Source organism: Nocardioides sp. HDW12B, from assembly GCF_011299595.1.
Classification (GTDB): Bacteria; Actinomycetota; Actinomycetes; order Propionibacteriales; family Nocardioidaceae; genus Marmoricola_A.
This window is the reverse complement of the sequence record NZ_CP049867.1, coordinates 1,234,037-1,247,604: the sequence shown is the minus strand read 5'-3', so window position 1 is coordinate 1,247,604 and position 13,568 is coordinate 1,234,037. Positions and strand designations below refer to the sequence as shown.

Below are 13,568 nucleotides of genomic sequence, written 5' to 3'. Positions count from 1 at the left end.
CGACGTACGGGGTCGGAGGACGGTCGGAGGACGGGGCCGGCGGACCGGGTGACGTCACAGGTCCGGACGCGCTTGAGTGGCGGCTGGACAGGTGCATGACCTGTCCAGCCGCCACCCAAGGGTGGTCACCGTCCCGTCAGCGGGCCAGCGCCTCCTTGAAGCCGCCGAGGCGACCGCGCGGGAGCGACTCGAGCACGGGGCCGAGGGTGTCGCACACGTCGGCAGGCGTCGGGCGCTTGTCGGGGTCGGCCGCGAGGCAGGCCATCACGATCTCGACGACCTGCGGGGGCGTGCGGTCGGGCAGCAGGTAGGGCTCGTCGACGAGCTGGGGGTATCGGACGCCCATGTCGTCGCTGCTCTGGTCGCCGTCGTCGAAGGCGCGGTAGCCGGCGATCGCCTCGAAGAGGGTGACGCCCAGGCCCCAGACGTCCGCCGCGGCGCCCGGTACGCCGGAGCGGGGCGGGTCGCACTGCTCGGGCGCCATGTAGGAGTCGGTGCCGATGCCGTAGGTGAGGGCGGCGGCGTCCTCGAGGGTGCGCGCGACGCTGAGGTCGATGAGTCGGGCCGGGGCGCCCATGATGATGTTGCTGGGCTTGATGTCGAGGTGGACGATGCCCTGGCGCCGGAAGTAGTGGGCCGCAGCGCCGACCTCGATGCCGAGGGGGAGGTACTGCGCCGGCTCCAGCGCGCCGTAGCGCCGGATGAGGGTCGACAGGCGCGGCCCGTCGAGGTTCTCCAGCACGACGTGGGGCCGCTCGCCCCCGAGCTCGGCGCGCAGCATGCGCACGACGGCGGGGTGACGGACGGCCTCGAGCGTCTCGACCTCCCGGCGCAGCCCGCGCAGCGTCCCCTCACGGAGGACCTGCGCGGGCCGCACGAGCTTGACCACGACGGGGGCGTAGGTGACCTCGTCGAAGGCGAGGTAGGCCTCGTAGGCCGATCCCCCTCCCAGCAGGCGCAGAGCGGTCAGCTCGGGGGTGATCTGGTCACCTTGGTGCCAGCCCCAGCTGTCGGTCGGTGTGCCCATGGGTCGTGCCTGCCTCTCGTGGTGGTCGTCTCGGTGGTGCCGGTGGAGCGCTGGTGCGATGGTGCTGGTGGAGCCGGTGGAGCGGTCGTGCGGGGCGAGCCGGTGCCGCGGGTCAGCGACGGGTGTCGTTGCGGCTGCGGTCGTTGGTCTGCCCGGCCGAGCGGTCACGGGTGCGGTCGCCGCCGTCGCGGGTCCAGTCGCGGGTCTTGTCGCCGCGGCTGAGGTCGCGGTCGCGGCTGACACCGGTGAAGTTGCTGCGCGTGTTGTCGTTGGTCGCGCGGCTGGCGCCGGTGTTGGTGTTGTTCGTGTTGTCGTTGGTGTCGTCGTCATCGTCGTCGGCCACCAGCGCGAGCTCGGTGATCCGCTCGTCGCGCTTGTAGACCTCGTCGGAGTCGGCGGACGCCGCGGTGGTGACCGACGGCCACGCCAGGACGCCGACGCCGACCAGACCGGAGAGACCGACGACACTGCCTCGAAGGATGTTCATGATGTGCTCTCTTTCGGTGGGGCCCTGGGGGTGGGCGGGGGAACCGTGTTCCCCGAACTCTGGTGGGAGGGGATGAAGCGTCGGTGAGACCTGCGTGAGAGGTCTCTCATGCGGCGCCGGCTCAGCTGGTGGCGTCGCGGGTGCTGTCGTTGGTGACGTCGCCGCGCGTCGCGTCGTTGGTGACGTCACCCCGGGTGACGTCGTTGGTGACGCCGTCGCCGGTGGGGTCGTTGGTCACGCCGTCGCGGGTGGCGTTGTTGGTGACGTCGCCCCGCGTCGCGTTGTTGGTCAGGTCGCCCCGCGTGGCGTTGTTGGTGATGCCGTCGTTGGTGGGGTCGTTGGTGACGTTGTTGGTCACGCCGTCGCGGGTGACGTTGTTGGTGACGTTGTTCGTCAGGTCGCCGCGCGTGTAGCGGTCACGGGTGCGGTCGTTGGTGTCGTCGTCGTCCAGGTCGTCGTCGGCCAGGACCAGGTCGACCGAACGCTCGTCGCGCTTGTAGAGCACGCTCTGGTCGGTGGTGTCCGCGCTGCTGACCATGGGCCAGGCGAGCACGCCGCCGCCGATGACGCCGGCCAGTCCGATGACGCTGCCTCGAAGGATGTTCATGATGTGCCTCTCTCGTCGCCCCGTCCGGGGCCTGTGGGTGTCTGACGAGAGAGACTCTGTCCGCCTCCGATGAAGCCGTCGTGAGGCGCGCATGAGCGTCGTCTCATGCTCCGCTCCCCCGGTGAGAACCCCCTCACGAAGCGGGGGACGAGGCCGGGCGGGACGAGGGGCGTGTGCCTCCGTTACGCTCCCTGCGACGCTTCGGCGTCGCACTCGGGCGTATAGCTCAGCGGTAGAGCTCTGGTCTTACAAACCAGCGGTCGTAGGTTCGATCCCTACTGCGCCCACCCCGTCCGGCGCCCCGGATCGGCACGATCGACGTCTCGGCGCTGCACGATCGACGTCTCGCGGTGGCAGGGCCGCAAAAATGAAGCAGCCGCTGGCGTCTCGGGTCACCAGCGGCTGCACGGAAGATTCTGCCCTGCCGGGCGGCCACCTGTCACCCCAACGGGTGTGTTCTCAGGGAGTTTTTGCTTTTCCCGCCTGCTCCAGGGCCGCCAGCTGGTCCGCCACCGGCCGCGACTCGTGCCGCGGCACGTGCAGGGACCAGCGCACGTCGCCCGCGGGGCCGATCACGAAGCTCGAGCGGTGCGGTGCGCCGATCTCCGGGTCGAGGACGCCGTACGCCGCCGCGGTGGCGCCGTGCGGCCAGAAGTCCGACAGCAGCCGTACGTCGAGCCCGGCCTGGTCGGCGTACGCCCGCAGCGCGTGCATCGGGTCGCAGCTGATGGCCAGGACCGTGGAGGCCGGACCTCCCGACCCGCTCGGCCCGTCGGCCGTGCCCAAGGCGGCGAGGGCGCCGTCCAGGGCCTCGAGCTCACCGCCGCAGACGCGGCTGAAGGCGAACGGGTAGAACACCAGCAGCACCGCGGTCCCCCGCAGCTCCTCCAGGGACACGGTGGCGCCGTGCTGGTCGCGCAGCGCGAACCCGGGGGCCGTCGACCCGACCGGGAGCGGGTCGCTCGCGACGGTCACGACGCGGCGCTCTCCTCCGACCCGTCCGTGTCCCCCGCGTCGGCCGCGTCGCCCGCGTCCTCGTCGCCCTGGGACTTCGCGTCCTCGCCGTTCTCCTCCAGCTCGCGCTTGAGGAGCTTGCCGGTGGCGTTGCGGGGCAGCTCGTCCATGAAGACGATCTCGCGCGGCACCTTGTAGCGGGCGAGGTTCGACTTCACGTGCGCCTTGAGGTCGTCCTCCGAGACGTCCTTGCCGTCGACCAGCGCGACGAACGCCTTGAGTCGCTTGCCGTAGTCCTCGTCGTCGACGCCGATGCAGGCCGCCTCGTGCACCGCTTCGTGACGGGTCAGGCAGTCCTCGACCTCGTTGGGGAAGACGTTCTCGCCGCCGGAGACGATCATGTCGTCGTCGCGGCCCTCGACGAACAGCCGGCCGTCCTCGTCGAGGTAGCCGACGTCGCCGCTGCTCATGAGCCCGTCGATCATGTCCTTGTGGCCGCCGCCGGTGTAGCCCTCGAAGAGGATGCCGTTGCCGACGAAGATCCGCCCGGTCTCGCCCTGCTTCACGGGCTCGTCGTTCTCGTCGTAGATCCGCACCTCGGTCGCGTGCGGGGTCCGCCCGGCCGTGCCGGGCGCCTCCCGCAGGTCCTTCGGGTCGGCGATCGTCGCGTAGGCGACCTCGGTGGAGCCGTAGGTGTTGTAGAGGTTGTCGCCGAAGCGGTCCATCCACTCCACGCCCAGGTCACCGGGCAGTGCGGACCCGGAGGCCGCCACCACCTTGAGCGACGGGAGGTCGTAGCTCTCGAGCTTGTCGTCGGAGAGCTTGAGGATCCGCTGGAGCATCACCGGGATGACGACCAGGGAGTCGCACTGGTGCTCCTGGACCGTCTTCAGGCACTCCTCGGGGTCGAACTTGCGCCGCAGCACGACCTTGGACTCCAGCAGCATCGCCAGCGCCATGTGGGCGAAGCCCCAGGTGTGGAACAGCGGCGCAGCGATGTGGCAGGTCCATCCGCGACGCAGCGGCATCCGCGAGAGCAGCGAGACGGCCGCGTCGACGCCGGCGTTGCTGCGCGGCGCCCCCTTGGGCGTACCGGTGGTGCCGGAGGTCAGGATGATCAGCCGGCTCTCCTTCTCCGGCAGCGGCAGGTCGGCGTCCTTGTCGCCCTTCTCGATCAGCTTCTCGACGGTGTCGCGCTCGCCGACGTCGCCGTCGGTCCAGGCCACGACGTGCTTCACGTTGTCGACGTCGGACAGCAGCTCGCTGAACTCCTCGTCGTACACGACGACCTTGGGGTCCTCGCGCTCGAGGACCTCGACGAGCTGCGGGCCCGCGAAGGCGGTGTTGAGGAAGAGGATGTCGGCGCCGAGCTTGGCGCCGGCGACGGTGGCGTCGATGAAGCCGCGGTGGTTGCGGGCCATGATGGCCAGCCCCTCGCCCTGCTTGACCCCGAGGCCGGTCAGCGCGTCGGCGAGCGCCGTGCCGCGGTCGTCGATCTCCTTGTAGGTGAGCTCGCCGAGCTCGTCGACGAGCCCGACCGCGTCGGGCGAGCGTACGGCGAGCGCGGCGAAGCCGCCGGCCGGACCCACGCCCCAGTCCTTGACGGTCTTGGCCAACCGGAACAGCGTCCGCGGGGAGTAGGGCCGGATGATGCCGCTCCCCGTGAGGACCTTCGCCTTCACGACCTGGTCGGAGAGGACGGCTGTCACTCGGTTGGTGGGGGGCATACGGCTCCTGCTTTCGTCCGAGAGGGTGACGCCGAGCGCGCTGGTCAGCGCGCCGGGGACTTGGGGGCGGCGAGACGGGTCGCTGTCCAGTCGTGACCGGCCGCCAGCGTGGTGGTCACGGCGAGGCCCGCCACCGGGGCGGCCTCGGTGATGTCGGCGGCGTCAACCGCGTTGGGCCGTCCCACCTTCGGCGTCAGCAGCCAGATCGTGCCGCCGGAGGCCAGGTCGGTCAGGGCATCGACCAGCGCGTCGACCAGGTCACCGTCGTTCTCGCGCCACCACATGACCACGGCGTCGACGACGTTGCCGACCTCGCCGTCGACCATGTCGCCGTCGATGGTGTCCTCGATCTCGACGCGGATCGCGTCGTCGACGTCCTCGTCCCAGCCGAGCTCCTGCACGACCGTGCCCGGACCGAACCCCATCCTCACGCCGGTGTTCTTGGTGTCCGCGCCGCCAGGGGTCGCGCTCAACTCGGGCTCCTTAGTCGTGGTTGCTGGGGATCGTGCCGCACCAGCACCCCGAAAAACAGCGGACCACCGGTGTCGCTCGGTGACAGTCCAGCGGACTTGGGCCGCGTGTGCAACAAGAACGCTCCAACTCGGGCCGGCCGGGCCCGCTGCCGCTGTACTCGCGAGTACTTCGCCCGGGTGTCAGGATGGGCGCGTGGCGAACCAGGACAAGAACACCTCGGGCACGGACGGCATGGGCACCCAGGGCGGCCCCGGCACGCCGGGCGGCAAGTCCGTCGACAAGGAGAAGGCGGCGCGCGTCGAGCGCGCCACCGTGATCCACGAAGGCCTGCCGACCCAGCTCCCCGACATCGACCCCGACGAGACGCACGAGTGGCTGGAGTCGCTCGACGAGATGATCGACGGCCGCGGCCGGGAGCGGGCCCGCTACATCATGCTCAAGCTCCTCGAGCGCTCCCGTGAGCGGCAGGTCGGCGTACCGGCGCTGCGCAGCACCGACTACATCAACACGATCCCGCCCGAGCGGGAGCCGTGGTTCCCCGGTGACGAGGAGGTCGAGCGCCGCATCCGCGCGTTCCTGCGGTGGAACGCGGCCATCACCGTCTCCAGCGCGAACCGCAAGGGCCTCGAGGTCGGCGGCCACATCGCCACCTACCAGTCCTCGGCGTCGCTCTACGAGGTCGGCTTCAACCACTTCTTCCGCGGCAAGGACCACCCGGGCGGCGGCGACCAGGTCTTCATCCAGGGCCACGCCTCCCCCGGCATCTACTCCCGCGCCTTCCTCGAGGGCCGGCTCACCGAGGACCAGCTGCTTAAGTTCCGCCAGGAGGTGCAGCACGGCGTCGGCAAGGGCCTGTCGTCGTACCCGCACCCCCGCCTGATGCCGGAGTTCTGGGAGTTCCCGACCGTCTCCATGGGTCTGACGGCGATCAACTCGATCTACCAGGCGCGGTTCAACCGCTACCTGCAGCACCGCAGCATCAAGGACACCAGCGACCAGCACGTCTGGGCGTTCCTCGGTGACGGTGAGATGGGCGAGCCGGAGTCGCTGGGTGCGATCAACATCGCCGCCCGCGACGAGCTCGACAACCTGACCTTCGTCATCAACTGCAACCTGCAGCAGCTCGACGGACCCGTCCGCGGCAGCGGCAAGATCATGCAGGAGCTGGAGTCGATCTTCCGCGGCGCCGGCTGGAACGTCATCAAGGTCGTGTGGGGCCGCGAGTGGGACCCGTTGCTGGCCCGTGACGTCGACGGCGCGCTCGTCAACAAGATGAACTCCACGCCCGACGGTCAGTACCAGACCTACTCCGTCGAGACCGGCGAGTACGTCCGGGAGAACTTCTTCGGCGGCGACAGCCGCCTGCGCAAGATGGTCGAGCACATGAGCGACGAGCAGATCCGCAAGCTGCCGCGCGGTGGGCACGACTACCGCAAGGTGTACGCCGCCTTCGACGCCGCGTCCAAGCACGTCGGGCAGCCGACCGTGATCCTGGCCAAGACGATCAAGGGCTGGACGATCGACGCGCTGGAGGGCAAGAACGCCACCCACCAGATGAAGAAGCTCACCAAGGACGACGTCAAGAAGTACCGCGACCGGCTCTACCTGCCGATCAGCGACCGCGACATCGACGAGTCCTACGAGCGCACCGGCACCGCGCCGCTGTTCCACCCCGGCAAGGACGCCCCCGAGGTCGAGTACATGCTCGAGCGCCGCAAGGCCCTTGGCGGCTCGCTGCCCAAGCGGGTCGTGCGCGCCAAGCCACTCACCCTGCCCGGCGACGACATGTACTCCGAGCTCAAGCAGGGCTCCGGCAAGCAGTCGATCGCCACCACCATGGCGCTCGTGCGGCTGCTCAAGGACCTCATGAAGGACAAGGAGATCGGCCACCGCATCGTGCCGATCGCCCCCGACGAGTTCCGCACGTTCGGCATGGACTCGATGTTCAGCAAGAACAAGATCTACAACCCGCACGGGCAGAAGTACGAGGGCGTCGACCGCAAGCAGCTCATGGCCTACAAGGAGGCCTCCGACGGGCAGCTCATGCACGAGGGCATCTCCGAGGCCGGCGCCATGGGCTCGACGACCGCCGCGGGCTCGGCGTACTCCACGCACGGCGAGCACATGATCCCGTTCTACATCTTCTACTCGATGTTCGGCTTCCAGCGGACCGGTGACTCGATCTGGGCCATGGCCGACCAGCTCGCCAAGGGCTTCCTCATCGGCGCCACCGCCGGTCGTACGACGTTGACCGGTGAGGGTCTGCAGCACGCCGACGGCCACTCGCCGCTGCTCGCACTGAGCAACCCGGCGATCGTGCACTACGACCCGGCGTTCGCCTACGAGGTCAGCCACATCGTGCAGGACGGTCTGCGCCGGATGTACGGCTCGACCGACGAGCACGAGCACGGCGAGGACGTCATCTACTACGTCACCGTCTACAACGAGCCCTACCAGCACCCGGCCGAGCCCGACGACCTCGACGTCGAGGGCCTGCTCAAGGGCATGTACCACCTGGCCGACGCCCCGTCCGAGGCTCCCTCGGACGCTCCGAAGGCACAGCTGCTCGCCTCCGGTGTCGGTCTGCCGTGGATCACCCGCGCCGCGAAGCTCCTCGCCGAGGAGTGGGGCGTGGCGGCCGAGACCTGGTCGGTCACGTCCTGGAACGAGCTGGCGCGCGACGCCGGCCGCGCCGAGGAGTGGAACCTCGTCCACCCCGACGAGGACGCCCAGGTCCCCTACGTCACCTCCAAGCTCGCCGACGCCGAGGGCCCGGTCATCGCGGTCAGCGACTACATGCGCGCGGTCCAGAACCAGATCGCCAAGTGGGTCCCGACCGACTACCACGCCCTGGGCACCGACGGCTTCGGCTTCGCCGACACCCGCCCGGCCGCCCGTCGCTACTTCCGCGTCGACGCCGAGTCGGTCGTCGTCGCCACACTGGCCGCCCTGGCCGAGCGCGGCGAGGTGAAGCAGTCCGTGGTCAAGGAAGCCTTCGACAAGTACCGCATCGACGACCCGACCGCGGTCGCCGACGTCGCCCAGACCGGCGGCGACGCCTAGGTCCACGCAGCACTCGAAGTGTGGTGTTCCTGCAGGTCATGGGCCTGCAGGAACACCACACTTCTACGTTGGGGCGGGTGGGCAGCCGGGTCCGTCGCGGCTGCCCCGCCACCCGGGCGTCGACCGTGTCGTCCGGTGGCCCTCGCGGTGGTCACCTCCGGTGACGGGACGCCACGCCTCCTGAGTGCCCGGGCGACGGCGCCACCGCGACGGTCCCGACCGCGCGCCCGTCGCGGTGGGCGGGGTCGCGAGCGGGCGGGTGCCCGTCCGGGGCACTCAGGAGGCGTGGCGTCTCGTCGCTCGTGGTGACCGGGCAGAAAGCCACCGGACGACACGGTCGACGCCCCGGCAGGACACCCGCCCGCACCGGCGCGACCGCGCCCGCCGCGACCCGCAGTGGTCGGGAGAGCTCAGGCGATCGTGACGACGCGGGAGTCCGGGATGACGAGGCCCGCGGGGGCGCCGTTCTTGAGCATGGCCCGCCAGCGGCCGCGGTGGTAGACGGCGGGGCGGGTCCGCGAGACGAACCGGTGGAGCGTCTTGACGAACTGGTCGGGCTGGTCCTTGTGGGGGAAGTGACCGGCGTTGCCGACCATGGAGACCTGGGCGGTCTCGGCGATGCGCTTGACGTGGTCGGCGTGGGAGGACGGGATGACCCGGTCGTGCGTGCCCCAGATGACGCACATCGGCATCTCCTGGGTGAGGTAGGCCCGGTCGACCATGGTGATGATCTGCCCGCGGAGGTCGACGCAGGCCCGGACGACGTGCTGGAGGGCGCGCCGGGCGCCGGGATCGGCGATGTTCTCGACGATGTCGGCGATCTCGTCGAGGTCGCGGGCGCCGGGGAACGTCGAGCGGGCGAGCCCGCGGAGGGCTCCGACGGTCAGGTGCCGCACGCCGGGCATCGTGGCCAGGCCCATGACCTGGTGGAAGCCGGGCAGCGTGACGGCGCGGATGATCGGGGTGACCTCGGGGCCGAGGCCGCCGGGCGAAACCAGGACCATGCGCTCGGTGCGCTCGGGGAACTGGTAGGCGAACTGCATCGCCACTCCCCCGCCGAGGCTGTGGCCCACCACGGTCACCTTGTCGATGCCGAGGACGGTCAGCAGGTCGCGCATCGCGTTGGCGTAGCCGCCGACGCTGTAGTCGGCGCGGGGCTTGTCCGAGAGCCCGTGACCGAGCAGGTCGGGGGCGATGACGGTGTAGCGCTTGGCGAGCCGGCCGATGACCGGGCTCCACGTGGTGTGGTCGCAGCCCATGCCGTGCAGGAGCAGCAGGACCGGCCCGGACCCGACCTTGACGAAGGCTCGTCGGTGGCCGTGGATGACGACGTACTGCACCTCGGGCCCGGCCATGGGTGCCCCTCTCGCCGTCGGATCGGTGGGTTGAAGGGTCAGGTTTCCACGCCCACGGCCGTTCCGGGAAGGGTCCCGCGCCCCGGACGCCCCGGATGTCTCCGCTTCGTGACCTCCGGCGCACCACCGGTCCCGGGCGTACGCCGACTAGGCTGGCGAGATGACCAGGGCCCGCTCCCGGGCGCAGATCGCCCAACAGCTCCAGCGGGCCGTCGGCGGCCTCACCAAGAGCTCGTTGGGGCGCATGGAGCGCGAGATGCCCTGGTTCGAGGAGCTGTCCGCCGAGCACCGGGCCTGGATCGGCATGATCCTGCAGGCGGGCTACAACAGCTTCATCACCTGGTTCCGCGAGCCGAGCAAGCCGGACCCGGCGCTGGCGGCCGAGGTCTTCGGCACCGCCCCGCGCTCCTTCGCCGGCATCATCACGCTGCAGCAGACGGTGGCGATGATCCGCCTGAGCATGGACGTCGCGGAGGCCGAGATCAGCACGGCGGTGGCACCCGAGCACGCCGAGGAGGTGCGCACCAGCATCCTGCGCTACGGCCGGGAGCTGGCCTTCGCCACCGCCGACATCTACGCCCACGCAGCCGAGCTCCGGGGCGCCTGGGACGCCCGGCTGGAGGCGCTGGTGGTCGACTCGATCATGCGCGGCGACGCCGACGAGTCCGTGCGGACCCGTGCCAGCGCCCTGGGCTGGCAGGAGGCCGGCAACGTCACCGTGGTGGTGGGCCGGGCCCCCGACCCCGAGGGTGAGTCCTCGACGAGCCTCGTCGACGAGGTCCGGGACGCGGCGCGCGCCGCGGAGCTGGCGACCCTGGGCGCGGTCCAGGGCGACCGTCTCGTCGTGGTCCTCGGCGGGGTCGTCGACGCCGACAAGGCCGGGGCAGTCATCGCCGCCTTCTTCGGCGAGGGCCCGGTGGTGGTCGGGCCGCTCGTCGCCGACCTGCTCCAGGCGCACGTGTCGGCACGGGAGGCGGTGGCCGGCCTCCACGCCGCCGCGGGGTGGCCGTCCCCCGCGGTGCCGGTGACCAGCGACGACCTGCTGGCCGAGCGGGCCCTGGCCGGGGACGTGCTGGCGCGACGCGATCTTGTGAGGACCGTCTACTTGCCAGTACGTGACGCCCGGTCCGAGCTCCTCGAGACCGCGACCGCGTTCCTGGACCAGGGCGGCTCGGTCGAGGGCACGAGCCGCGTGCTCTTCGTGCACGCGAACACGGTTCGCTACCGCCTCAAACGCATCCTCGAGATCACCGGGCTCGCTCCCGGTGACGCGCGCCACGCCTTCACGCTGCGGGTCGCCCTCGTGCTCGGACGGCTCCAGGACGCCTCCGCGCCGCCTGACGCGGATTTGTAGGGTTCCTCCAAGGGCCCGCGTCCAATCTCGTGCGCCACGGGGGTGAATCGAACCCGCGTTGGCACAAGACTGAGTCCATGCTCGTCATCCTCGCTCCCGGTCAGGGGGCCCAGTCCCCCGGTTTCCTCGAGCCCTGGCTCCAGAGCCCGTCGTACGCCGACCGCCTGCGCTGGCTCTCCGCGGTGGCCGAGATGGACCTGGTCCACTACGGCACGCAGGCCGACGCCGACGCCATCCGCGACACCTCGGTGGCCCAGCCGCTGCTCGTGGCCTCCGCCCTGGCGAGCGTGGCCGAGCTGTTCGACGGCCAGCCGGACGCCGCCGCCTCGGTCGGAGCCGTCTCGGGCCACAGCGTCGGCGAGCTCGCCGCTGCTGCTGCCGCCGGCGCCCTCACCGACGAGCAGGCGATGGTGCTGGTCCGCGAGCGCGGGAAGGCGATGGCCAAGGCCGCCGCCACCACCCCCACCAGCATGACCGCCGTCCTCGGCGGCGACCGCGACGAGGTCCTCGCCGCCATCGACAAGCACGGCCTGACTGCCGCCAACGACAACGGGCCCGGCCAGATCGTGGCCGCCGGCACCGTCGACCAGCTCGCGGCCTTCGCTGAGGCCCCGCCCGAGCGCGCCCGCCTGGCCCCGCTCTCGGTGGCCGGTGCCTTCCACACCCACCACATGGAGCCCGCCGTGGACGTGCTCGCCGGTCTCGCCGGCGCGGTCACCACGCACGAGGCCCGCACCCCGGTCATCTCCAACCGGGACGGACAGGTCGTCACCGACGGCGCCGACGTCCTCGGCCGCATCGTGTCGCAGATCGGCAGCCCGGTCCGCTGGGACCTCTGCATGCAGACCATGCTCGACCTCGGCGTCACCGGCGTCCTCGAGCTGCCGCCCGCCGGCACGCTGACCGGGATCGCCCGGCGCGGGCTGAAGGGCGTGGCGACCTTCGCGCTGAAGACCCCCGACCAGCTCGACGAGGCCCGCGCGTTCGTCGCCGAGCACGGCACCGGCCCCGTCCCCTCCCCGTCCTCCGAGAAGGTGTCGGCATGACCGATCTCGCGAGCGTCTCCGGCGCCCCGCACACCGCCATCCTCGGGATCGGTTCCTACCGGGCCGGACGCCTGGTGCCGAACGCCGACATCGTCGAGGCCATCGACTCCTCGGACGAGTGGATCCAGCAGCGCTCGGGCATCAAGACCCGCCGCTTCGCCGAGCCCCACGAGACCGTGCAGCTGATGTCGGTCGAGTCGGCACGGGTCGCCATCGAGCGCGCCGGCATCGACCCGGCCCAGGTCGACGGCGTCATCGTCGCGACCATCTCCCACATGCTGCAGACGCCTGCCGTGGCCACCGCGGTGGCGCACGAGCTCGGCCTCGAGCGGCCCGTCGCCTTCGACATCAGCGCCGCGTGCGCCGGCTTCTGCCACGGCCTCGCGCTGGCCTCCGACATGGTCCGCGCCGGGAGCGCGAAGTACGTCGTGGTGATCGGCGTCGAGCGGCTCAGCGACATCACCGACAGCCACGACCGTGGCAGCGCCTTCATCTTCTCCGACGGGGCCGGCGCGGTCGTCGTGGGTCCCTCCGAGCGGGCCGGCATCGGCCCCGTCGTCTGGGGCTCCGACGGCGAGCAGTTCGACCTGATCCGGCAGCGCGAGGACTGGCGCGACGTCGTCGCCTCCGACAGCCCCCAGATGCCCCACCTCGTGATGCAGGGCAACGCCGTCTTCCGCTGGGCCGCCTTCGAGATGGCCAAGGTCGCCCACGCGACCCTGGACCGCACCGGCATCACCGTCGACGACCTCGACGTCTTCGTCCCGCACCAGGCCAACATGCGCATCATCGACGCCATGGCGCGGGCGATGAAGCTGCCCGAGCGCGTCACGATCGCGCGCGACGTGGCCGACCAGGGCAACAGCTCGGCCGCGTCGGTGCCCCTTGCCCTGGACCGGCTGGTGCAGGAGGGTCAGGCGAAGAGCGGCGACACCGCCCTGCTCATCGCCTTCGGCGCCGGCCTGGCCTACGCCGCCCAGGTGGTGACCGTCCCCTGAGGCACGACCCCACAGTTCCCCTGCTCCGGGCACCCGCCCCGCAGGCGCCGCCGTACCCCTGACGGGGGCAGTGGCAGCACGACCTGAAGAACCGCACCACCCGGCACCACCCGCACCGTCCCGTACGACGAATCCGTCACGACTCACCAGGAGCCCTCATGGCCAGCAAGACCGAGATCCAGACCGACCTCGCCACCATCGTCGAGGAGATCGCCGGCGTGCCCGCCGACGACGTCCAGCCCGACAAGGAGTTCATCGGCGACCTCGACGTCGACTCGCTGTCGATGGTGGAGATCGTCGTCGCCGCCGAGGAGAAGTTCGGCGTGCGCATCCCCGACAACGACGTGAAGGGCCTCAAGACCGTGGGCGACGCCGTCGACTACATCGACAAGGCCCAGGCCTGAGCCACCCCGCTCCGAGCTCCCCGCACGTCCGCACGACCCGGCCGGCGCCGCACGCCTCGGCCCACGAACAGG

General features: G+C 70.9%; 12 protein-coding genes and 1 tRNA gene. 6 read left to right on the top strand and 7 right to left on the bottom strand.

All coding sequences use genetic code 11. The features are described from left to right. Window positions 1–136 precede the first annotated feature (136 nt). From G7072_RS05905 to G7072_RS05895, 3 genes are all read right to left on the bottom strand, one after another. On the bottom strand, window positions 137–1,027 hold the full coding sequence (locus G7072_RS05905; protein ID WP_166084687.1) for a serine/threonine-protein kinase: 891 nt from the start codon (window positions 1,025–1,027) through the stop codon (window positions 137–139). A 112-nt stretch (window positions 1,028–1,139) separates the two neighbouring features. Beyond that, window positions 1,140–1,514 carry a hypothetical protein gene (locus tag G7072_RS05900; RefSeq protein ID WP_166084686.1) on the bottom strand — a complete coding sequence of 125 codons (375 nt, stop codon included), beginning with the start codon at window positions 1,512–1,514 and terminating at the stop codon, window positions 1,140–1,142. A gap of 121 nt (window positions 1,515–1,635) precedes the next feature. Beyond that, window positions 1,636–2,121, bottom strand: coding sequence for a hypothetical protein (locus tag G7072_RS05895; RefSeq protein ID WP_166084685.1), 486 nt, complete (start codon window positions 2,119–2,121; stop codon window positions 1,636–1,638). A gap of 215 nt (window positions 2,122–2,336) precedes the next feature. Between G7072_RS05895 and G7072_RS05890 the strand changes: the two genes are divergently transcribed. After that, window positions 2,337–2,408 (top strand) — tRNA-Val (locus G7072_RS05890). A 172-nt stretch (window positions 2,409–2,580) separates the two neighbouring features. Here the strand turns inward: G7072_RS05890 and G7072_RS05885 are convergent. Genes G7072_RS05885 through G7072_RS05875 form a run of 3 tightly spaced genes read right to left on the bottom strand, consistent with a single transcriptional unit; the run spans window position 2,581 to window position 5,275 of the window. Beyond that, on the bottom strand, window positions 2,581–3,096 hold the full coding sequence (locus tag G7072_RS05885) for a redoxin domain-containing protein (RefSeq protein ID WP_166084684.1): 516 nt from the start codon (window positions 3,094–3,096) through the stop codon (window positions 2,581–2,583). Next, entirely contained in the window at window positions 3,093–4,802 is a 1,710-nt protein-coding gene (locus tag G7072_RS05880) for an AMP-binding protein (RefSeq protein ID WP_166084683.1), read from the bottom strand. Before G7072_RS05880 ends, G7072_RS05885 begins: the two co-directional genes overlap by 4 nt. 44 nt (window positions 4,803–4,846) lie before the next feature. After that, on the bottom strand, window positions 4,847–5,275 hold the full coding sequence (locus tag G7072_RS05875) for a DUF3052 domain-containing protein (protein WP_206063299.1): 429 nt from the start codon (window positions 5,273–5,275) through the stop codon (window positions 4,847–4,849). A gap of 193 nt (window positions 5,276–5,468) precedes the next feature. Between G7072_RS05875 and aceE the strand changes: the two genes are divergently transcribed. After that, on the top strand, window positions 5,469–8,339 hold the full coding sequence (gene aceE, locus G7072_RS05870; RefSeq protein WP_240917166.1) for a pyruvate dehydrogenase (acetyl-transferring), homodimeric type: 2,871 nt from the start codon (window positions 5,469–5,471) through the stop codon (window positions 8,337–8,339). 410 nt (window positions 8,340–8,749) lie between these two features. Here aceE and G7072_RS05865 read toward each other — a convergent pair whose 3' ends face one another. After that, entirely contained in the window at window positions 8,750–9,694 is a 945-nt protein-coding gene (locus tag G7072_RS05865; RefSeq protein ID WP_166084682.1) for an alpha/beta fold hydrolase, read from the bottom strand. A 160-nt stretch (window positions 9,695–9,854) separates the two neighbouring features. Here G7072_RS05865 and G7072_RS05860 point away from each other — a divergent pair, with 160 nt between their 5' ends. The 4 genes from G7072_RS05860 to G7072_RS05845 all read left to right on the top strand — a co-directional run bounded on the left by G7072_RS05860 (window position 9,855) and on the right by G7072_RS05845 (window position 13,496). Next, the gene (locus G7072_RS05860) at window positions 9,855–11,048 is read left to right on the top strand and encodes a helix-turn-helix domain-containing protein (protein WP_166084681.1); all 1,194 of its coding nucleotides are present in this window, start codon (window positions 9,855–9,857) and stop codon (window positions 11,046–11,048) included. A 77-nt stretch (window positions 11,049–11,125) separates the two neighbouring features. After that, complete coding sequence (locus G7072_RS05855; RefSeq protein ID WP_166084679.1) at window positions 11,126–12,094, top strand: ACP S-malonyltransferase; 969 nt, start codon at window positions 11,126–11,128, stop codon at window positions 12,092–12,094. Beyond that, window positions 12,091–13,092, top strand: coding sequence for a beta-ketoacyl-ACP synthase III (locus G7072_RS05850; protein WP_166084678.1), 1,002 nt, complete (start codon window positions 12,091–12,093; stop codon window positions 13,090–13,092). The genes G7072_RS05855 and G7072_RS05850 overlap by 4 nt, the downstream gene beginning before the upstream one ends. Window positions 13,093–13,250: 158 nt before the next feature. Further along, window positions 13,251–13,496 (top strand): acyl carrier protein, encoded by a 246-nt coding sequence (locus tag G7072_RS05845; protein ID WP_166084677.1) that lies wholly within the window; start codon window positions 13,251–13,253, stop codon window positions 13,494–13,496. Window positions 13,497–13,568: the final 72 nt, after the last annotated feature.